This is a genomic window from Streptomyces sp. 150FB (genome assembly GCF_000818195.1).
Taxonomy (GTDB): Bacteria; Actinomycetota; Actinomycetes; order Streptomycetales; family Streptomycetaceae; genus Streptomyces.
This window is the reverse complement of record NZ_JTHL01000001.1, coordinates 8,483,630-8,502,816: the sequence shown is the minus strand read 5'-3', so window position 1 is coordinate 8,502,816 and position 19,187 is coordinate 8,483,630. Positions and strand designations below refer to the sequence as shown.

Sequence of the window (19,187 nt, the reverse complement as noted above, 5' to 3'; positions counted from 1 at the left end):
GCCCGCCGGGGGCGGCTCCTCGTACGGGCTCCGGGGCGGGCCCCGCCCCCGCAGAATCGGTCACCGTCGGGCCCGGGCCGGACGGCACGTCGAGGACGGTGGCGGGCGGCCACCCGTCGCCGGGAACGGTGTCGCCGAGCTGACGCAGAACGTCCGTCACGCTCGGCCGGTCCGCCGGGTCCTTGGACAGACAAGCGGCGACCAACTCGCGCAGTCCGAATTCGGTGGGCACCCCGCTCAGGTCAGGCTGTTCGCTGGTGATCCGGTAGATCACGGCGGGCAGTGAGTCACCGTCGAAAGGGCTCGTCCCGGTGGCGGCGAAGGCCAGCACACCGCCGAGCGAGAACACGTCACTCGCGGGTCCGGCCTGCCGCCCGTACGTCTGCTCCGGGGACATGAACAGATACGTGCCCAGGATGGCGCCCGCCGTGGTCATCGCGGCGCCGGCGCCGGTGGCGCGGGCGATTCCGAAGTCGATGATGCGCGGACCGTCGTCGGCCAGCAACACGTTGCCCGGCTTGAGGTCGCGGTGGATCAGACCGCAGGCATGGATCGCACCCAGCCCCTCGGAGAGCCCCGCGCCCAGGGTGCGCAGTGCGTCGGCGGGCAGTGGTCCGTGCTGGGCGACGGCGTCGTGCAGGGAAGGCCCTGCCACATAGGCCGTGACCATCCAGGGCGGATCGGCGGCCGGATCCGCGTCGACCACGGGCGCGGTGTGGAATCCGCCCACGCGGCGGGCCGCCTCGATTTCCCGGGCGAACCGCTCCCGGAACTGGGAGTCCCCCGCGTACTCGGAGCGGATGACCTTCACCGCGACGGGCCGCCCGCCGGCGGAACGGCCGAAGAACACCTCGCCCATGCCACCAGCACCCAGCCGACCGAGCAGGCGGTAACCACCGATACTTGCCGGGTCACCTGGCTGGAGAGACTTCATCCGCTTGATCCCCCGTCGATGAGCATGACTGGAGGCGCCCGGGAGGCGCCGCGCACCGCCCCGGAAGTGTAGACCTCCATCGTCATGTCCCCTGAGTGGGACGGGACTTGACGACGCGGCCACGGGATGACTGCCCGTCGGCGCATTGCCGTTCGGACTCAGGCGTGAACGTGCCCCTCGTCCCACCAGTTCGTGACGAGGCTCGCGTACTCGTCCGGCTTCTCCTCCCAGCAGAAGTGGCCCGCGTTGTTGATGAAGTCGACGCGACTGTGGGGAAGTCGGGCATGGAGAAACTCGGCGTTGACCGGAGGCACGACCTGGTCCTCGCTGCCTTGGACGATGCGCACCGGCGTCTGGATGGTGGGGAGGAGATCGCTGAGGAGCGGAAGCTGGTCGGGGTAGCTGCGGGCGTAACGCATCGACTCGACGAAGCGGTCACCCTCGAAGGACGAGAGATAGTCCTCCCGGATCTCGGGCGGCGGTGTGTATCCCTCGATGGTGGACAGTGCGACCGTGACGATCTGCCGTGCGTCCATCTGCCGGTACGGTTCCAGGTCGGGAGCCTCGACCCACTCCTTCAGTACGCCCGTGAGCTGGAGTGGAACTGCCGCTCCCCCGCTGCCGATGACCAGACTGCGGAACCGGCCGGGTGCCGCCGCGGCAGCGAACAGTGCGGACGAGGTGCCGATGTCGGGGCCGACGATGTGCGGGTTCTCCAGTCCGAAGGCATCGGCGACACTGACGATGAAATCGCCCATGGCCTGGGGATTCATCAGCGAATCACGACGCTCCGACTTGCCGAATCCGGGCGGATCGACGGCCACCAGATGCGTGTGATCGGCCAGCCGGGCCCAGACCTGGTCGAACGCCAGCACACTCTCCGGCCACGGGCTCAGCAGAATGGCGTCCTGACTGCCCTCCCCGCCCTCGGCATAACGGATCGACAATCCGTCGATGGTCGTGAACTGCGGACGGATGAGAGAGTTCGATGTAGTAGTCATACGGACTTCCTGTTCGAACGGCCGGCAGTAACCGGCGCCGGTTTCGAGGATTCCTGGGGCGAAGCCGATAAACCCCCACGAGCACCCCGGAAGGCGGTCAGCCGCGCGCTGCGGTTCGGTCCGACCGATCCGACCGTACGCGGCCCATGCCCCCATTATCGGCCTGTTCCGCATTCGGGCCAGAGAGCGCCGATCCTTGAAAACAACAGCAGTTCCTGCCCCTGGAAGGCAGGGAGGGAACGGGCGACAGCCACTGCCACATTTGACTGGAGGCGCCAAACCTTACACGGTACGCTACGTTCATGGTGAGCGAAGAGAAGGTGCGCCCGGCAATGCGGGACGTCGCCCGGCGGGCGGTTCAGGCGGAAATAGCGTCGGCAGCGATGCGGCTGTTCCTTGAGCGGGGTTTCGACGAGACAACCGTCGACCACATCGCCACCGAGGTCGGAATCTCGCCCCGAAGTGTCTTTCGCTACTTCGACACCAAAGAAGACATGGCCATCGGCAACATGACCCAGCTCGGCCTTGTTGTGGCGGAGACAATGGAGAGCCGCCCGACGGAGGAGGATCCATGGGTGGCCGTTCGGCATGCGCTGAATGTGGCTGTCACCTCGATTGAGGACGGCGAATCCGGGCTGCGCACCGCGACCATGCTGGCGAACACCCCAGCACTGGACGCCGCGATGGTGCGAAAGCACGCACAGTGGCAGCGACTGCTCGTACCTCACGTCGAGTCGCGACTGAAGGGAACCACGGCTACGCGACGCTTGAAGGCTGAGGCCATCGTGTCCTGTGCGCTGTCCTGTCTCCAGGTCGCGGCCACCGAGTGGACCCGCATGGAAGGCAAGGCTCCACTCGGGGACCTGGTCGACCAAGCGATCGCGGCGGTCCGCGACTGACGAGCCAGGGATCACCTCCCACGCCTCCCGCCTCGCCCGCCCACCGAGCTGAATGGTCAGCCGCCGCCATCCTTGTCAGTCACTGACAAGGATGGTTACAGTTGTCGTGCAGTCCTCGCGGACCGCCGACTCCGGTGGGCGGCCGCAGGTACATCGCGGTAGCCCCGGGAGAACGTATGAACATCGGCACCTACGCGGACGGCATGCCGTCCTGGGTCGAGCTGGCCACACCGGACGCCCCTGCGGCCGTCCGCTTCTACGGCGAGCTCTTCGGCTGGAGGGCCGAACCGGGATCAGCCGGCCTGCGGGAGCGCTCGACCTGCCTGCTTCGCGGACGACCTGTCGCGGCGATCACATCCCGTGCGGGCCTTGAGCACGCGACCTGGACGACGTACGTCGACGTCGGCGATGTCGACAAGGCCGCCGCGGATGCCACGGCCGCAGGCGGCACCATCACGACAGCGCCGAGCGATACGGCGGACATCGGCCGGACCGCGCTCGTCACCGACCACAGCGGAGCGACCTTCGCGGTACGGCAGACCGCGCGGCGCGACGGCACCGGCCTGGTTGACGAGCCCGGCTCGTTCTCCTGGGCCGAGCTGATCACCGACGACGTGGAAGCCTCGGCCGCCTTCTACGGGCGCGTCTTCCGCTGGACCCTCACCAGCCCCGAAGGCGCGCTGAACCGCCGTAACTGGAAGCTCGACGACCACGCGTTCTCCGGCCTTCTGCCGCGCCCCGCCGGCATGCCCGCCGAGATCCCCCCGTACTGGGACGTCTACTTCACCGTGGCTGACGCCGACGCCACCGTCGCGACCGTCACCCGTCTCGGCGGCGCCGTGTTGATGCCCGCCACCGCGACCGGACACGGCACCATCGCGGTATTCCACGATCCCGCCGGCGGCGTCTTCAGCGTCAAGGAAGCCGCGCACTGATCACCAGTGTCGCCGACGGCGCTCCGAACGCGCCGCCCATGCAGGGCAGTTACGTAACACACCAGGGGAAGCGGTATCACGTGTCATCCAAGGGAAAAGTAGCCATCGTCACCGGAGCCGGTTCCGGGCTCGGCGAAGCTGTGGCCAAGCGACTCGGCCGGGACGGCGCCAAGGTCGTTGTGGCCGACCGAAGTCGGGACAGCGCGGAGCGGGTGGCCGAGGAGATCAGCGGCGCGGACGGAGAAGCCACGCCGTTCGTCGCCGATGTGTCAGTCCTCGAAGATACCGAGCAGCTCGTCGAGTTCGCGGTCTCGACCTACGGCAGGCTCGATCTGGCGGTCAACAACGCGGGCATCACACCGAAGCTCGTCGACGTCCATGAGATCGACCCGGCGGACTGGCTCCAGGTCATCAGCGTGAACCTCACCGGGGTCTTCCTGAGCATGAGGGCCGAACTGGCCCACTTCGTGGGGCACGGCGGCGGAGCGATCGTCAATATGGCGTCGACCGCGGGAGTCATGGCCCATGCCGGCCGGGCGGCGTACTCGGCGTCCAAGCACGGGATCGTCGGCCTGACCCGGTCTTCCGCCGTTGAATACGCACAACGCGGCATCCGCGTCAACGCAGTCGCGCCGGGTCCGATCGACGCACCGTCCGCTCGGGGACTACCGGCCGAAGTGCGGGCGGCAATCGCGGCGAAGACCGCGATGAACCGAACAGGCACAACGGAAGAGGTCGCCGGCGTCGTGGCGTTCCTGCTGTCCGACGAGGCCTCTTTCGTGACCGGCTCGGTGTACGAGGTGAACGGTGGGCAGACCCAGCTCTGACTGAGCCACCCGCCGAGGCGGAGCACCCCAACACCGGAACGCCGCCCCATTCACTCTCCACAAGGGACGACTCGTGGTTACGGTCAGTGACGCCTTTTACAGAATCCTGCGCCACCACGGAGGTGCTGGGGCCCGGGGCGGACACCGGGAAGGGGTTCCAGGCCGCTGTCGCCCTGGCCGAACGGGCCCGCCTTCCCGTCTGGATCGCGCCCAGCCCGCCCCGCTCGCTCTTCCCTACGCGCCATCGCCGCTACCAGGGGCAACTGCCCTCCGCAGCGGGCGAGGTCGCCGACGCCCTCGCGGCGTACGACGTCGTGGTGTGTTTCGGGGCGCCCATCTTCCGCCACCACGCACCCAGCGACGAGGACGTCCTGCGGCCAGGCATCAGTGTGTACGCGGTCACCGACGACCCCGACGAAGCGGCCCGCGCGCCCTTCGGCCGTATCTCGGTGGGCGACCCGTCGGACGCGCTCGTACGCGTCGCCGCCGCGGCCACCAAGAGCGACCGCCCGTGGCCCGCCACACGTACCCTCCCCGAGGCCGACACCAGTGGGCCGCACTTCACCACCGAGGCGATCCTCGACGCGATCGACCGGGGCAAGAACGACGACACCGTCATCGCGCTGGAGTGGACCTCCGCCGACATGCTGCGCGACCGCCTGACGATCACCATGCAGTACACCACGTCGGGCCTGTGGACCGCGGCGCGCCACCAGGTGGCCGTCACCTTCGTGGTCTGTACGAACACCAAGTACCGCGCGCTGCAGGAGTTCTCCGAGATCCTGCACGTCCCGGAAGGTGAGTACCTCGACATCTCCGGCCTCGGCGTGCTGGACATCGCCCGTGGCTACGGCATCGAGGTCCACCGTGCGGAATCGCTGGAAGACCTCACCGAGTACATCCGGGCAGGCGCGACGGCGACGGGCCCACGACTCGTCGAGATCCTCCAGCGCCGACCGCCCGCCCACGACCGGCGGCGGACTTGGCCGGGGCCGCTCGGGACAGCGAGTCGCCGGAGGACGCCGGTCCTCGAACTGGTACCAATATCCCATAGGCGCATTACGGGCTAAACACCCACATCGCACCTCCCCTCGGGGGCACCCGCCTCCTCCCGCAGTCGTCGAGCGCAAAGGATCAGCGCCATGCCCTTCATCACCGCGAAAGACGGAAACCAGATCTTCTACAAGGACTGGGGAACGGGTCAGCCCGTCGTCTTCAGCCACGGCTGGCCGCTGACCGCCGACGCCTGGGATCCGCAGCTCCAACTGGTGGCCGACAACGGCTTCCGCGCCATCGCCCACGACCGCCGCGGCGGCGGGCGCTCCGGCCAGACCTGGGACGGCAACGATCTCGACACGTACGCGGACGATCTGGCCGCACTGATCGAGACCCTCGACCTGCACGACGTGATCCTGGTCGGTCACTCCACGGGGGGCGGCGAGGTGGCCCGCTACATCGGCCGCCACGGGACGGGCCGCGTGGCCAAGGCCGTGCTGCAAAGCGCGATCCCGCCCCTGATGGTGAAGACGGACGCGAACCCGGAGGGTCTGCCGATCGATGTGTTCGACCAGATCAGGGCCGGAGTCGCCGCCGACCGCTCGCAGTTCTACAAGGACCTCAGCGAGAGCTTCTACGGCGCCAACCGTCCGGGCCACAAGGTCTCGGGGGGCGTACGGGACGCGTTCTGGCTGTGGAGCATGTCGGTCGGCATCAAGGGTGCGTACGACTGCGTGAAGGCGTTCTCGGAGACCGACACGACCGAGGACCTGCGCCGCTTCGACATCCCCACGCTGATCGTGCACGGCGACGACGACCAGATCGTGCCGATCGTGGCAGCCGCACAGAAGTCCTCCAAGATCGTCAAGGACGCCACCGTGAAGATCTACCCGGGAGCCCCGCACGGCCTGGCCATGGTCGCCCCGTACAACGACACCTTCAACAAGGATCTGCTCGACTTCATCAAGAGCTGACGCCCGGCGCAGTCAGGTGTCGTCATACCGTGTCGGAGTCCGAACCGGAGTCTGAGTCTGAGTCTGAGTCGTAGAACGTGGTGAACAGGCCCACGGGTTCACGAGTGGTGCGATGGGCGCCGAGCCGGTGGTCCTCGTCCGCGTAGCCCAGCGCCACACCACAGATGACCACATGGTCGTCCGGTACGGTCACGTGCCGGCGCAGCACCGGATGGAAGTCGATGAACGCGGCCTGGGCGCAGGTGTGCAGACCGTCTCCGCGGGCCGCCAGCATCAGCGCCTGCAAGAACAGCCCGGCATCGAGCAGGGCACCACCCAGCGGTGCCCTGCTGACGGTCAGGATGATCCCGACCGGCGCGCCGAAGAAGTCGTAGTTCCGCCGGTGATGGCCGCGGTGGGCGGTCACGTCCTCCGCCGCCATCCCGAGCGTCTCCTGGTACAGACTCTGCCCGAAGCTGCGGCGCCGCGAACGGAAGGGCTCCGGCCACGCGTCCGGCTGCGGCTGGTAGTCGAACTCGGCCTGCTCGGCCCGGCGTTCCTCCGCGTGCGCGCCGAGCAGATCCTCGGTCAGCGCCCGCTTCGCCGCGCCGGTCAGCACATGCACCTGCCAGGGCTGGCAGTTGGAGTTGCTGGCCGACCGGGCCGCGAGGGTGAGCAGCCGCTCGATCTCGGAACGCGGCACCGGGGTCGGCAGGAAGGCTCGGCAACTGCGCCGGGTGAGCAGGGCTTCCTCGATGGTCGTCGCGGGATCCATGACGCTAACGTCCCCTCCGGGTGTCAGGCGGTGGACGGCGTTATGTCGTACGAGATCCGCCCGGCGGGCAGGTAGAACAGCGCGATCAAGGCACCACCCTTGACCTCGGGGTAGTGGTGGCTGCCCGGGCCGGGTGCGGTCCAGCCGGGCCCGCTCCAGCCGCGCGGCCCCATGAGCCTGGCGCCGGGGTCCAGCGGTACGACGAGGTTGAGTTCGCCGTACGGGTGCTGGTGGTACTGCCCGCGCAGCGGTTCGATGCTGTCCATGTAGACCGCCGTGATGCTGAAGTACCTGAGGGGCGCGCTCGGTTCGGCGATGCGGCTGCGCCGGTACGTGCGGCCCTCGACCTCGATGTTGGCGGCCCAGCCCTCGCGGACCCCGTCGGTGATCATGGCGGCCAGGTCGCCGTACAGCTCACTCCCGGCGCCGTGGGTCTCGTTCAGCCAGGTCTCCAACTCGCCACCCGCCGTGCGGTTCTCCACCTCGTGGAGGAACGGGATGCTGCGCTCGATCAGTTCCTTTGCTGTTGCCGCCACGGTCGGCTCCTTCTTCCTGCGTCTCGTTGTTCGAGCACGAGCCAGGGGTACGCCGGCGCACCAGGACCGTGTCTCGCGGCTAGTTACGTTACATGTAATCATCGTAACCGTAATGTCGCGTACGCGACACGGGCCGTACGTCCGCCGGCCGTGCCCGCCGACGTACCCGCCGCCGCGCCAACTACCGCGAGGAGTACCCGCAATGGACGTTTACGAGGCTCCGTACACCACGCGGATGATGCGCCGTATGCACCCCGACCCGATACCGCTGGAGACCCAGGCCCGAATCCTCGACGCCGCCATCCGGGCCCCCAACGGCGGGAACACCCAGCGCTGGCACTTCCTGGTCGTCGACGACCCGGACCTCAAGCGCGAGTTGGCGACGGCGTACCAGCGCTGCCGCGCCCAGGAGTACGCGGAGATCGCCGCGGGCCAACTCGCCAAGCCCATGCACGACCCGGGCCCACGCGGAGACCATGCGCCGGATCAAGGCGTCCGGCGACTACTTCACCGAGCACTTCGCCGACATCCCGCTGCTGGTCTTCGTGTTCGCCATCGACGACCACGGGGGCGCGAACATCTACCCCGCCATCTGGAGCATCCTCCTCGCGGCGCACGCGGAAGGTGTGGGCGGCACCATCAGCACGGTACTGCGCTACGAGGCGGCCGAGGTCATGAAGACGCTGGGCGTGCCCACGGACGAAGGCTGGCAGATGACCGCGCTGCTCGCGCTCGGCTACCCGCGCGGACGCTGGGCCACAGCCGCGAACCGCCGCCCCGTGCACGAGGTCACCAGCCGCAACCACTGGGACCAGGGCTTCGGCCACTCCGTCCCGGAACCGCTCTGACCGGACGGGCCCTCAAGGTGAACCACGAAGCACTGACGGGCCACGCTCGACCACCTCACGGCTGAGGTGCGCGGGGCAGCGAGGTGGCGGGAAACTCCGGGGGTGAAAGTCCCCAGGCGTGGGCCGGCTCACCGGTGGCGTGCGGGCCGCGGGCCAAGGTACGCGGCAGCCGAAGCCGTACCGGATGCGCGAGTGCCTCCAGCCGTAGCGTGACCGCCACCAGGTGCGGGCGCCCGAAGGCGCTGGGGAGGAAGGTGACCCCGGCACTGTGGGCGGCGCCCGCTTCCAACTCTCCAGGGGCTAGGGAACGCGGCTCAGCGGTTGCTGCCCCCGGGTGCGAGCAGGATCGCGAGCTCGGCGTAGTTGTGTGACGCGGGTCCCACGAATCCCTTCCGAACGCGAAACATATGGACGCCGCGTTCATCTCCATGCTTATATGAACGCAGCGTCCACAAAGCGCACCGGGGGGTCCCGGAGCGCATCGGGCGCGCCTCTGGAAGGGACATCACCATGACCAGCACACACATCAACACCGCAGCCGGCGAGTCGCCGCGGGTCGCCATCGTCACCGGGGGTTCTGGCGGGATCGGCCGGTCGGTCGTCGAGCGGCTCGCGGCTGATGGGATGAGCGTCGTCATCGGCTACGCGGGCAATTCCGTTCGCGCTCAGGAGACCGTCGAGGCGATCGAAAAGGCGGGCGGCACCGCCCTCGCCGTCAAGGCGGACGTGGCCGAAGAAGCCGACGTGGCCTCGCTGTTCGACCTCGCCGAGGAGACCTTCGGCGGTGTCGACGTGGTGGTCCACACGGCCGGCATCATGCTGCTCTCACCGCTGGTCGGGCTCGAGCTCGCCGACTTCGACCGGATGCACCGCACCAACGTGCGCGGCACCTTCGTGGTCAGCCGTGAAGCGGCACGCCGACTGCGCACGGGAGGCGCCCTGGTCAACTTCTCCACCAGTGTCACCAAGCTCGCCCTGCCCAACTACACCGCCTACGCGGCGACCAAGGGCGCGGTGGACGCCATGACGATGATCCTCGCCAAGGAGTTGCGCGGCAGGGACATCACGGTCAATGCCGTAGCCCCCGGACCGACCGCCACTCCGCTGTTCCTGGAGGACAAGGACCAGGAGACCATCGACCGCCTCGCCCATGTCCCCCCGCTGGAGCGCCTGGCCTACCCCGAGGACATCGCCGAGGCGGTCTCCTTCCTCGCGGGGCCCGCGCGCTGGGTCAACGGACAGATCTTCTATGTCAACGGCGGCGCGGCCTGACCCACGCTCCCTCCGCAAAGCATCCCCCCGACCCCAGGAGAGCTGTCATGTCTTCCCACGTCGTTCTCGTCACCGGCGCCGCCACCGGTATCGGCAACCTGACCGCCCGCGCACTGGCCGCCGCGGGCCACACCGTCTTCGCCAGCATGCGCGACCCGTTCGGCCGCAACACCCCCAGATCGCGTGAACTGCTGGACCTGGCCGCCCGGGAGAACATCGATCTGCGCGTGGTGGAGTTGGACGTGCAGTCCCAGGACTCCGCCGACAACGCGGTCACGTCCATCCTCGCCGAGACCGGCCGTCTGGATGTCGTCGTGCACAATGCGGGCCACCTGATGGTGGGCTTCGCCGAGGCGTTCACCGCCGAGGATCTGGCGCATCTGATGGACGTCAATGTGCTCGGTATGCAGCGCGTCAACCGTGCGGCGCTGCCGCACCTCCGCTCCCGCGGCGAGGGCCTGCTGGTGTACGTGGGCAGCTCCACCAGTGTCGTTTTGCCGCCGTTCCTCGCGCCCTACGTCGCTTCCAAGGCCGCCTTCGACGCACTGGCCCGTACCACCGCGTACGAGGTGGGACAGTTCGGCATCGAGTCCACCATCGTGATGCCCGGTCCCTTCACCTCCGGCACCGAGCACTTCCCCAACGCGGGCCGGGCCGGCGACCGTACCGTCACCGCCGCCTATGCCGCTCTGGAACCAATGGTGGAACGCAACGAGGAAGCCACCGCGGGACTCTTCGAGGAGAACGTCGACGCCGACCCGGTCGCCGTCGCCGACGAGATAACACGCGTCCTGGCGCTGCCCCGCGGCAGCCGCCCCTCCCGGACCGTCGTCGACTTCACGAAAGCCGGCGTCGAACACGCCAACGAGGTCAACGAAGAAGCCCAGCGCAACTTCCTGACCCGCATGGGCTTCGCCGAACTCCTCCGGCCGGCGTACGAACGGGAAGCGTCGACAGGGTGAACGCGGCCACGCTGGGCATAGCATCCGATTGAACCCGTCCGGCCATCCACACCCCCACCAGGGCCGGTACCAGCAGGTGCGCGGACCTACCGGAGATCTGACATGCCAACCACCCCCGGCGGTCCCGAAATGCCTTCCGTTCCTGAAGCCGCACCCCGGGGCCGTGGCCGGCGCCCGGCGGAAGAGGTCCGCCACGACATTCTCCAGGCAGCCGGAAGCGTCCTGCTGGCCGAAAGCATGGCTGCCTTCACGATCGAACGAGTGGCCCAACTGGCCGGCGCCAGCAAAACAACCATCTACAAGTGGTGGCCCTCCAAAGGCGCCCTCGCCCTCGACGGGTACATGCACGCCGTCGAAGACAGCCTGGCCTTCCCCGACACCGGCGACATCACCGCTGACCTGACCTCCCAACTGCATGCCTTCGTCAACCTGCTCACCGGCACCCGGGCCGGCCGGGTACTGGCCGAACTCATCGGCCAGGCCCAGACCGACCCCGATCTGGCCACCGCCTTCAGCGACCTGTACTCCCTCGGCCGCAGACGACTGGCCGCGGGCGTTCTCCAAAGGGCCCAGCAGCGCGGCCAGATCCGCCCGGACGCCGACCCCCGTGTGATCATCGACCAGCTCTGGGGCGCCTGCTATCACCGGCTGCTCATCCCGGACGAGCCCCTCACCGAGGAATTCGCCGACGCCCTGATCGCCAACCTGATGTACGGCCTGCGCCCCGCGCCACCGGCGAACGAACCCGGGCCGGCCCCGCGGGAATGAGACGGGCCCGGGGGCCCTGGGGGCGCACACGGCCGAGGCGCTCACCGCTCTCACCGCCGGGCGGTGGCCCGGGGATTCAGCGGCGGCGCCTCGTATTCGGGGCGGGCACGAGCCGGACGATGCCGTTGAGAAGGTGGTCGATCGTGTCGCGTGAGGGGTCGTCGGTCAGGTTGGTGAGCAGCCGCGCCAGTGCGTTCAGCAGGAAGGGGGAGCCCAGAACGTATCCGTTGAGGACCGACTGGAAACCCGAGCGCTTCAGCAGGACGTCCAGGGCCACATTGCCCAGGCGGTAGTAGCGTCCCCAACGGCGGTTCATCTCGACGGGATAGTGGTGCAGCACACGCTCCCGCCCGGGACCCACGGGCCGCGCCAGGGCAAGTGCCACCATCTCGGCGGCGGCTTCACCCGCCTCCATGGCCTGGCCGATGCCCTCACCGGTCCAGGGGCTGATCATTCCCGCGGAGTCCCCCACCAACAGGAGCCCGCGGGTGTAGAGCGGACGCCGATTCAAGCCCATGGGTAACGCGGCGCTGCGCAACGGGCCCTCGGCGTTCTCCTCGCGCAGGCCCCAGGACTCAGGGGTACGGGCCAGCCACTGGGTGAGGGTGGCCCGCAGTTCGAGGTTGCCGTGCTGCCGACTGCCCACACCTCCCAGACCGACATTGACCCGCCCGTCGCCCATGGGGAAGATCCAGCCGTATCCGGGCAGGTACCGGTCGCTGTCCGGCAGCCGGACGTCGGCCCACAGTTCGAGGTACTCCTCCTGGGACCGGTCCGGACTACGGTAGTAGCGGCGGGCCGCTGTGGCGACCTGCCGCTTCTTGTCCCGTTCCACCCCCATGGCGAGCGCGAGACGTGCGGACGCGCCGTCAGCCGCGATGACGATCGGCGCACGGTGGACGGAGGGTTCACCCCCGTCGGTCACGGTGGTGACGCCCGTGACGCGGCCCGCGCGATCGGTGACAGGACCGGTGACCTTCACACCGGTGGCCAGCCGAGCTCCGGCCGCCACGGCGTGGCGGGCAAGAATGTCGTCGAAGTCGTGTCGGCTGCGCGAGAGCCCGAAGTCCGGGTAACGCCCGAGGTCCGGCCAGTCGATCTGCACCTGGCGGCCGCCGATGACCCACCGCATGCCACGGGAGCGCACCCACCCGGGTGCCTTGAGGTCGACGCCCATGCGGATCAGTTGGTTGACAGCACGGGGGGTGAGCCCGTCACCGCACACCTTCTCCCTCGGGAATCGCGACTTCTCCAGGAGGAGGACGTCGACGCCCGCTCTGGCGAGGTGGTACGCGGTGGACGAACCGGCGGGTCCCGCCCCACCACGATCACGTCCGCCTGCCTGTCGGCTGCCTCGGCTGCGTGGCCGTCCAGCGGCCTGTCTGATGCCGTATCACGCATCGGAGTCCCTTCCTCGAACAGCTTGAGCCGCGTCGCAGACGGCACGGTCCATATCATGGTTGATCACCCCGGAACGCGGTGTATCCGACAGCCGCAAAGTGCCTCTCGTACGGTCGTCCGGTCGTCATCGGCGTTCGGGATCGGGATCGGGACCGGAGCCGGCCCCGCACTCGCCGCGCTTGCCGCCGAAGCCGGGAATCCCCCCGACCTGCCGCAGGATGGGGGCCAGACGCATCAGGTTGTGGGGCATGGGGCCTGTGCCTGTCGGGATTGCCTGGGTTATCCGTATCGCTGTACCGTATTGACATGCCTGTCGAGAAGAGGACCAGACGCGCCGGTGGACCCAAACGGCTCGCGGTGCTGGACACCGTGATAGCGGTGCTGGCCGACCGGGGGTACGAGGGAACCCGCTTCGCCGATGTGTCCGCTGCCAGCGGCACGGCCGTGAGCACCTTGCAGAATTACTTCGGGTCCCGCGAGGACATGCTCGTCGAAGCCCTTCAGCGCTCCACGAACGGTCAGGTGGAGGCCCTCGAGGCGCTGGCCGCCGTACACAGCGATCCGTGGGAGCGCCTGGTCGCTCTGATCGATCGCAGTCTGGGGAATCCCGAGCCGGTGCAGCGGACGCTTCTGGAGTTCTGGCGCTCGGCCATGCGGGACGAGGAACTGCGCGAGCACAGCGAGCAGGTGCAGAGGCGCTATCGCGAGCCCTTCCTGACCGCGGTTCAGGAAGGCTGCGACGAGGGCGTGTTCCAACCGGAGCACAGTGCGTCGGACGTCGTGCACTTTCTCCTCGACGTTCTTGCCGGTACGATCATTCCCAGGGTCCTTCATCAGGACGGGCCGTCGCCGGAGGCCTTCAGGAGTCTCCTGCTGTCGCAGGTGGGTGTCGCGCTGGGCCGGAAGGGCTGACGCGAGGTGGCGCCGGCCCTTCGGGCCCCGTCACATCGGGCGCCGCGCGGTGGTCCTGCTCAGTTGCCCCTCAGTCTGTTCACCACGGGGGCCAGTTCCTCCATGAACGCTTCGTGGACGCTGATGTAGGGCAAACTCGCCGTCTCCCTGCGCCTGTCCTACCCCGGAGCGCAAGACGCCGGCGAGGAGCTGATCGCACCTCCGCGCCAGGCCGCCCCCGTCCTGATGGACACCGTCTCGGAGAAACCCTTCACCGAATTCGGCTCCATCAGCATGGATCCCAGCGACCCGGCCCCCGCGATCGAGCACTTCGGACTCCTCAGCGAGCTGGCCGAAGACACCGTCGAGGCCATCGCCGACGTCGCCGGGCCCGACTCCGGCATCAACCTCGTCGACCTGCGGCACCTGGAAGGCGCCTACAGCCGTCCGCCCGCCACTCCCAACGCCGTGGGCGCGCGCGACGCCGCCTTCTCCCTCTTCGCCCTGACTGTCGTGCCCCCCGGCCGGGAAGTCTCCGCGTACGCGAACACGGGCCTCGGCCTCTTCGAGCGCCTCTCCCCCTGGCTCAGCGAGGCGAAGCACCCGAGCCTCCTCTCACCCGCTGACGCCACCGCGCAGGAGACCCGCAAGGCCTACGCGCCGGACGTCTACGAACGCCTCCGCGAGGTCAAGGCGCTCTACGACCCGGACAACACCTTCCGCCTCAACCACAACATCCCCCCGCGCCAGAAAACCTAGGACTTGTCCGTCTCGGACGGCACTGTCGTACTCGGAGCGGCCACGCACGAACGTCGTACGAGGTGGCCGACGGTCTCCCGCCGGCCACCCGGTGGAGGTCACCTGGCCGAGCCACTGGATCACGCGCCCAGTCACGGGCTGTTTAGCCGCGCTAAACATGCCTTGAGACATTGGGCGTTGTCGGCCTGAGCGATAGCTGTCAGCGTGTCGGAGGCAGCGAGCGGGCCCATACCGCCCCGTGCGTGAACGGGGTGAGCCAAAGCAACGGCCTGCCCCTCTGCCCGTCCCATGGCGGCCGCGTCGACGCGCTGTACGCCCCCTTTCCGCTTCGAAGGAACCCGACATGCCCCTTCGTGAAAAGGTGAGCTTCGCCGGTGATGCGGCCAAGCTCGCCGGCCACCTGTTTCTGCCCGATGCCGCGCGCACCGATGACGCCGCCCCAGCGCCGGGTGTCGTGGTCGCAGGCACCTGGACCAGCGTCAAGGAGCAGATGGCCGACCGGTACGCCGAGGAGCTGGCCCGGCGCGGTTACGCCGCTCTGTCCTTCGACTTCACCGGATACGGCGAGTCGGCGGGCGAACCCCGCGACTACGAGTCGCCGCGGCTGAAGGTCCAAGACCTCCGCGCGGCGGCCGACTTCCTGACCGGGCATCCCGCGGTGAGCAACGCGCAGTTGGGCGCATTGGGGGTCTGTGCGGGCGCGATGTACGTGAGCGCCCTCGCCGCCGAGGACTCAAGAGTGGGCTCGCTCGCCCTGGTCGCGCCGTGGCTGCACGACCGCCGTATCTGCGAGGAGAACTACGGCGGTCCGGACGGCATCAAGGCGAAGAAGCTGGCGGCGGCCGAGGCCCGCCGCAGGTACGAGGAGACCGGCGAGGTCGCCTACGTACCGGTGGTCAGCGGCAGTGACCCGGAGGCGGCCATGCCCTTCGACATCGACTTCTACCTCGATCCGGGGCGCGGCGGGATCCCGCAGTGGCCCAACCGGTTCGCCGTCATGGCCTGGCCCGGGTGGCTCGACTACGACGCGGTCGCGATCGCGTCGAAGGTGACCGCGCCCGTGCTGCTCGTACACAGCGAGGACGCCGCGATCCCGGACGGCGCCCGCCGCTTCCACGACGGCCTCGCAGGTTCCAGGGAATTCCTGTGGACCGAAGGCATCCAGTTCGACTTCTACGACCAGTCGCCACAGGTCGACTTCGCCGCTGACGCGGCGGCCGAGCACTTCGCCCGCACGCTGTGAGCACCGCACCAGCACGCCCCGGCCCGCCCCGCACATCGCCCCGACAGGAGACCACTTCGCCATGTCCGAGTCCGCTGAGGCAGCCGCGCCGTCCCCGTCCGAGACCAGGATCGAGGTCATCGAGACCTGCACCCGGATGGCCGTGCACGCGGACCGCCGTGAATGGGCGCTGCTGAGCGGCCTGTTCACGGAAAAGGTGCTCCTCGACTACACGAGTCTGGGCGGTGGCGAACCGGTCCAGCTCACTCCTCAGGAGATTGTCGACGCCTGGTCGGCGACGCTCGGCGGCTACGACGCCACCCAGCACCTGGTCGCCAACCACTTGGTCCAGGTCGACGGGGACCGCGCTGTCTGCACCGCCTCCTTCCAGGCCACCCACCTCCTCTCCAGCAGCCTTGGGTCTCCGCTGTGGACACTCGGCGGCGACTATCGCTGGGAGTTGAGCCGCACCGGTGGCCGATGGCTGATCAACTCCATTGTGATGGAGGCGACTTGGGGTGACGGCAACAAGGACCTGCCCGCACGTGCAGCCGGCTGACAGACACGTACGGCAGGCACGTACCGGTACGCCGGGCGGCGGAGCTCCCGTGGCGCGGCTCGCCCGGCGCCCGCTCAGGTCAACGCGCCAGGGTGCTCCCGATACCGGCCTGCCGGCAGTCGCCCCTGACCTCACATCTCGGTTGTACATCCGCAAGAAGAAGGTCTCAGGAGTGCCGATGAAACCCCTGCTCAAGTCTTCCCCTGTCTCCCCTGTCTCCCCTGTCTCCCCTGCTGCCTCCACTTCGGCCAATGTCGCGGCCGATGCGACTGAGGCGGCCCGAGGCGGATCCACCGTAGTGCTCGGTGCCGCGCTGCTGGGCTTCTTCCTCATCTCGCTGGACGCGTTGATCGTCACCGTCGCACTGCCCGACATCGGGCGCAGTCTCGGCGGCGGCATGTCCGGCCTGCAGTGGATGGTGGACGGCTACACGCTGATATTCGCCGCCCTGATGCTCTCGGCGGGCGCCCTCTCCGACCGCATCGGGGCCCGGCGGGCGTACGGCGGCGGCCTGGTGCTCTTCGCGCTGGCCTCGGCGGCGTGCGGGCTCGCGCCCGGGCTCGGCGTGCTGGTAGCGGCGCGACTCGTACAGGGGGGTGCGGCGGCGGTGATGATGCCCGCTTCGCTGGCGCTCGTCCGGCAGGGCTTTCCCGACCAGGCGAAGCGGGCGCGGGCCATCGCCCTGTGGACCGTGGGCGGCGCGGTCGCGGTGGCGGCCGGGCCGGTGCTCGGCGGGGCGCTCACCGCTTCCGTGGGGTGGCGCTGGATCTTCTTCGTCAATCTCCCGGCGGGCTTGCTGGCGCTCGCCCTGCTCGCCCGTGTACCGGCCTCCCCGCGGCTGCCCGCGCGGCTGGACGCAGTCGGGCAGGTGACGGCGGTGGTCGCGATGGGCGCGCTGACGTACGGCGTGATCGAGGGCGGCGCTGAGGGCTTCGGCCGGCCGTTCGTGGTGGTGTCGCTGCTTGCGGCGGTGGCCGCGGCAGCCGTCTTCCTCGCCGCGCAGGCCAGAGGCGCGCACCCGATGCTGCCACTGCCGCTGTTCCGCTCGCGCGTGGTGGCGGTGTCCTTGGTGGTCGGCTTCATGCTCAACGCCGCTTACTACGGCGGGGTGTTCATCTTCAGCCTGTACCTGCAGCAGGAGCGCGGAGAGTCGGCGTTCCACGCGGGCCTGATGTTCATACCGATGACGGCCCTTGTCGCCGTGGTGAACCTGGCCTCGGCGAAGCTGGCCAGTCGGTTCGGCCCCCGCGTGCCGATGGTGGCGGGACAACTGATAGGGGCCGCAGGCCTGTTGGCGCTGCTCACGGTCGACGTGCAAACCAACGTGTGGGCTGTGGCGGCGCTGATGGTGCCGGTCGGCCTCGGCGGGGCGCTGACGGTGCCGGCGCTGACCGCGATGCTGCTCGACGCGGTGCCCGCCGATCGGGCAGGCACCGCCTCCGCCGTGCTCAACACCGGCCGCCAGGTGGGCGGAGCGATCGCGGTGGCAGCATTCGGTGCGCTGCTGGCGGGGGCGGACACGTTCCTGGCCGGAATGCGGTGGAGCATGCTGCTCGCGGCGGCAGGGCTCGTACTGACGGCGGCCGCGACGTTGGCGCTGCCTCGGGACGGGCGCCCGGACGCGGAGGCGTGAGGCCTGCTGCCGACCTGGATGTCATGTGGAGGCAAGGCGGGAATCCGGCAGTTCAGGCCAGGCAGCTCAGGCCCGGCCGCCCGCCTCCGGGGCGAACTCGAGGACGGTCGTAATGAACGCCCTGAGCCCGGCGCCGCAACCCGCTTCGCGCCACATGAGCGCGTAGTCGACGGGCGGAGCGTCCTTGAACGGGACGTAGACGATATCCGGTCGACCGTAGTAATGCCCCGCCCGGACGGTGGCCACCGTGGCCCCCTTGCCCACCCCGACCAGTGAGAGCACCTCCTGCCATCCGGCGGCGGCCGGTCCGCGCCGGATCAGAAGGCCCTGGGGGGTACGGCGGGGGAAGAAGGCGTCGTGCCAGGCGGCGGACACCCCGACCGCCGTGATCAGCGGCAGGACCGCGAGATCCTCCAGCGACACCGACTCCTGTGTCGCCAGGGGGTGGGCGGCGGGCACGAGAAGCGCGCGGGGTTCGGAGAACAGGACGGGGCCCACGGTGATGGCCGGGTCTTCAACGGGAGGCTCGGCGACCACCAGGTCGACGTCCCCGTCCTGCAATGCCGCGATGGCCGCGTTGTACGTCACTTCCTGCAGCTCGACGGTGCACAGGGAATGGCGCGAGTTGAACGCCTCGGCCGCCCGCACGATGAGGGCGGCGCACCAGGCGGCGGTGAACCCGACGCGCAGCACACCGCTGAAGCCTCGACAGGCCGCTGACGCGTTGGCGAGGGCTTGCTCGACCTGCTGATACGCGGGGAGCAGCTCGGCGTGGAGCTGTCGACCGACCGGGGTGAGGGTCACGTGACGGCTACTGCGTTCGAACAACGCCCCGCCAACGCGACGTTCCAGTTTCTTGACCGTCTGGCTGACCCGGCCCGGCGAGACGAGCAGACGTTCGGCGGTGCGCGTGAAGTGGAGCTCTTCGGCCAGGGTCAGGAACGTCTCGATCTCATACCGCTCCACTGGCCCCCACACATTCCGCAGCCGTGCCCAGTCCGCTCCAGGACGAAGCC

General features: G+C 69.1%; 19 protein-coding genes and 2 pseudogenes. 14 read left to right on the top strand and 7 right to left on the bottom strand.

Annotated elements, in window-relative coordinates; genetic code table 11:
- Window positions 1-934, bottom strand: a 934-nt coding sequence (locus tag QR77_RS36455) for a serine/threonine-protein kinase (protein WP_150130605.1), incomplete at its 3' end; no start/stop codon positions are given.
- 158 nt (window positions 935-1,092) lie between these two features.
- Window positions 1,093-1,935: an alpha/beta hydrolase gene (locus QR77_RS36450; protein ID WP_052489328.1), complete on the bottom strand. Its 843-nt coding sequence runs from the start codon at window positions 1,933-1,935 to the stop codon at window positions 1,093-1,095.
- A 302-nt stretch (window positions 1,936-2,237) separates the two neighbouring features.
- Between QR77_RS36450 and QR77_RS36445 the strand changes: the two genes are divergently transcribed.
- The 5 genes from QR77_RS36445 to QR77_RS36425 all read left to right on the top strand — a co-directional run bounded on the left by QR77_RS36445 (window position 2,238) and on the right by QR77_RS36425 (window position 6,566).
- The gene (locus QR77_RS36445; RefSeq protein WP_040026259.1) at window positions 2,238-2,834 is read left to right on the top strand and encodes a TetR family transcriptional regulator; all 597 of its coding nucleotides are present in this window, start codon (window positions 2,238-2,240) and stop codon (window positions 2,832-2,834) included.
- A 176-nt stretch (window positions 2,835-3,010) separates the two neighbouring features.
- Complete coding sequence (locus QR77_RS36440; RefSeq protein ID WP_040026258.1) at window positions 3,011-3,769, top strand: VOC family protein; 759 nt, start codon at window positions 3,011-3,013, stop codon at window positions 3,767-3,769.
- 80 nt (window positions 3,770-3,849) lie between these two features.
- Window positions 3,850-4,596, top strand: coding sequence for an SDR family NAD(P)-dependent oxidoreductase (locus QR77_RS36435; RefSeq protein ID WP_040026257.1), 747 nt, complete (start codon window positions 3,850-3,852; stop codon window positions 4,594-4,596).
- Window positions 4,597-4,682: 86 nt separating this feature from the next.
- Complete coding sequence (locus QR77_RS36430; protein WP_107069023.1) at window positions 4,683-5,666, top strand: thiamine pyrophosphate-dependent enzyme; 984 nt, start codon at window positions 4,683-4,685, stop codon at window positions 5,664-5,666.
- Window positions 5,667-5,738: 72 nt separating this feature from the next.
- A complete protein-coding gene (locus QR77_RS36425) occupies window positions 5,739-6,566 on the top strand; it encodes an alpha/beta hydrolase (RefSeq protein ID WP_040026256.1) in 828 nt (275 codons plus the stop codon).
- A 22-nt stretch (window positions 6,567-6,588) separates the two neighbouring features.
- Here the strand turns inward: QR77_RS36425 and QR77_RS36420 are convergent, their stop codons facing one another.
- A complete protein-coding gene (locus tag QR77_RS36420) occupies window positions 6,589-7,320 on the bottom strand; it encodes a nitroreductase (protein WP_052489325.1) in 732 nt (243 codons plus the stop codon).
- A 23-nt stretch (window positions 7,321-7,343) separates the two neighbouring features.
- Window positions 7,344-7,856: a DUF4863 family protein gene (locus QR77_RS36415; protein WP_040026255.1), complete on the bottom strand. Its 513-nt coding sequence runs from the start codon at window positions 7,854-7,856 to the stop codon at window positions 7,344-7,346.
- 476 nt (window positions 7,857-8,332) lie between these two features.
- Between QR77_RS36415 and QR77_RS47950 the strand changes: the two genes are divergently transcribed.
- Entirely contained in the window at window positions 8,333-8,704 is a 372-nt protein-coding gene (locus QR77_RS47950; protein WP_201778854.1) for a nitroreductase family protein, read from the top strand.
- 77 nt (window positions 8,705-8,781) lie between these two features.
- On the opposite strand, the pseudogene QR77_RS49510 reads toward QR77_RS47950, so the two are convergent.
- Window positions 8,782-8,966: pseudogene (locus QR77_RS49510) on the bottom strand (transcriptional regulator); the annotation flags it as partial.
- A 248-nt stretch (window positions 8,967-9,214) separates the two neighbouring features.
- On the opposite strand from QR77_RS49510, the gene QR77_RS36405 reads away from it, so the two are divergent.
- The 3 genes from QR77_RS36405 to QR77_RS36395 all read left to right on the top strand — a co-directional run bounded on the left by QR77_RS36405 (window position 9,215) and on the right by QR77_RS36395 (window position 11,706).
- A complete protein-coding gene (locus QR77_RS36405) occupies window positions 9,215-9,976 on the top strand; it encodes an SDR family oxidoreductase (RefSeq protein WP_052489324.1) in 762 nt (253 codons plus the stop codon).
- Between the two features lie 47 nt (window positions 9,977-10,023).
- Complete coding sequence (locus QR77_RS36400; protein ID WP_040026254.1) at window positions 10,024-10,938, top strand: SDR family oxidoreductase; 915 nt, start codon at window positions 10,024-10,026, stop codon at window positions 10,936-10,938.
- Window positions 10,939-11,040: 102 nt separating this feature from the next.
- A complete protein-coding gene (locus tag QR77_RS36395) occupies window positions 11,041-11,706 on the top strand; it encodes a TetR/AcrR family transcriptional regulator (protein ID WP_236710952.1) in 666 nt (221 codons plus the stop codon).
- Window positions 11,707-11,782: 76 nt separating this feature from the next.
- On the opposite strand, the pseudogene QR77_RS36390 reads toward QR77_RS36395, so the two are convergent.
- Window positions 11,783-13,107 (bottom strand): annotated as a pseudogene (locus tag QR77_RS36390) (geranylgeranyl reductase family protein).
- Between the two features lie 357 nt (window positions 13,108-13,464).
- Here QR77_RS36390 and QR77_RS36385 point away from each other — a divergent pair.
- The 5 genes from QR77_RS36385 to QR77_RS36365 all read left to right on the top strand — a co-directional run bounded on the left by QR77_RS36385 (window position 13,465) and on the right by QR77_RS36365 (window position 18,171).
- Window positions 13,465-14,019: a TetR/AcrR family transcriptional regulator gene (locus QR77_RS36385; RefSeq protein ID WP_052489322.1), complete on the top strand. Its 555-nt coding sequence runs from the start codon at window positions 13,465-13,467 to the stop codon at window positions 14,017-14,019.
- A gap of 225 nt (window positions 14,020-14,244) precedes the next feature.
- Window positions 14,245-14,757 (top strand): BBE domain-containing protein, encoded by a 513-nt coding sequence (locus QR77_RS36380; protein ID WP_052489321.1) that lies wholly within the window; start codon window positions 14,245-14,247, stop codon window positions 14,755-14,757.
- Window positions 14,758-15,100: 343 nt separating this feature from the next.
- The gene (locus QR77_RS36375) at window positions 15,101-16,000 is read left to right on the top strand and encodes an alpha/beta fold hydrolase (protein WP_040026252.1); all 900 of its coding nucleotides are present in this window, start codon (window positions 15,101-15,103) and stop codon (window positions 15,998-16,000) included.
- A 61-nt stretch (window positions 16,001-16,061) separates the two neighbouring features.
- Complete coding sequence (locus tag QR77_RS36370; RefSeq protein ID WP_040026251.1) at window positions 16,062-16,538, top strand: nuclear transport factor 2 family protein; 477 nt, start codon at window positions 16,062-16,064, stop codon at window positions 16,536-16,538.
- A gap of 178 nt (window positions 16,539-16,716) precedes the next feature.
- Window positions 16,717-18,171, top strand: a complete 1,455-nt coding sequence (locus QR77_RS36365) for an MFS transporter (protein WP_052489320.1) — start codon at window positions 16,717-16,719, stop codon at window positions 18,169-18,171.
- 66 nt (window positions 18,172-18,237) lie between these two features.
- Here QR77_RS36365 and QR77_RS36360 read toward each other — a convergent pair whose 3' ends face one another.
- Window positions 18,238-19,137: a LysR family transcriptional regulator gene (locus QR77_RS36360; protein WP_040026249.1), complete on the bottom strand. Its 900-nt coding sequence runs from the start codon at window positions 19,135-19,137 to the stop codon at window positions 18,238-18,240.
- Window positions 19,138-19,187 lie beyond the last annotated feature (50 nt).

What these genes read in the sequence shown, in the direction of transcription:
- QR77_RS36365 (WP_052489320.1), top strand. Translation starts at nt 16,717, where the DNA reads ATGAAACCCCTGCTCAAGTCTTCCCCTGTCTCCCCTGTCTCCCCTGTC.
- QR77_RS36420 (WP_052489325.1), bottom strand. Translation starts at nt 7,320, where the DNA reads ATGGATCCCGCGACGACCATCGAGGAAGCCCTGCTCACCCGGCGCAGT.
- QR77_RS36425 (WP_040026256.1), top strand. Translation starts at nt 5,739, where the DNA reads ATGCCCTTCATCACCGCGAAAGACGGAAACCAGATCTTCTACAAGGAC.
- QR77_RS36445 (WP_040026259.1), top strand. Translation starts at nt 2,238, where the DNA reads ATGGTGAGCGAAGAGAAGGTGCGCCCGGCAATGCGGGACGTCGCCCGG.
- QR77_RS36395 (WP_236710952.1), top strand. Translation starts at nt 11,041, where the DNA reads ATGCCAACCACCCCCGGCGGTCCCGAAATGCCTTCCGTTCCTGAAGCC.
- QR77_RS36405 (WP_052489324.1), top strand. Translation starts at nt 9,215, where the DNA reads ATGACCAGCACACACATCAACACCGCAGCCGGCGAGTCGCCGCGGGTC.
- QR77_RS36450 (WP_052489328.1), bottom strand. Translation starts at nt 1,935, where the DNA reads ATGACTACTACATCGAACTCTCTCATCCGTCCGCAGTTCACGACCATC.
- QR77_RS47950 (WP_201778854.1), top strand. Translation starts at nt 8,333, where the DNA reads ATGCGCCGGATCAAGGCGTCCGGCGACTACTTCACCGAGCACTTCGCC.
- QR77_RS36380 (WP_052489321.1), top strand. Translation starts at nt 14,245, where the DNA reads ATGGACACCGTCTCGGAGAAACCCTTCACCGAATTCGGCTCCATCAGC.
- QR77_RS36375 (WP_040026252.1), top strand. Translation starts at nt 15,101, where the DNA reads ATGCCCCTTCGTGAAAAGGTGAGCTTCGCCGGTGATGCGGCCAAGCTC.
- QR77_RS36370 (WP_040026251.1), top strand. Translation starts at nt 16,062, where the DNA reads ATGTCCGAGTCCGCTGAGGCAGCCGCGCCGTCCCCGTCCGAGACCAGG.
- QR77_RS36400 (WP_040026254.1), top strand. Translation starts at nt 10,024, where the DNA reads ATGTCTTCCCACGTCGTTCTCGTCACCGGCGCCGCCACCGGTATCGGC.
- QR77_RS36440 (WP_040026258.1), top strand. Translation starts at nt 3,011, where the DNA reads ATGAACATCGGCACCTACGCGGACGGCATGCCGTCCTGGGTCGAGCTG.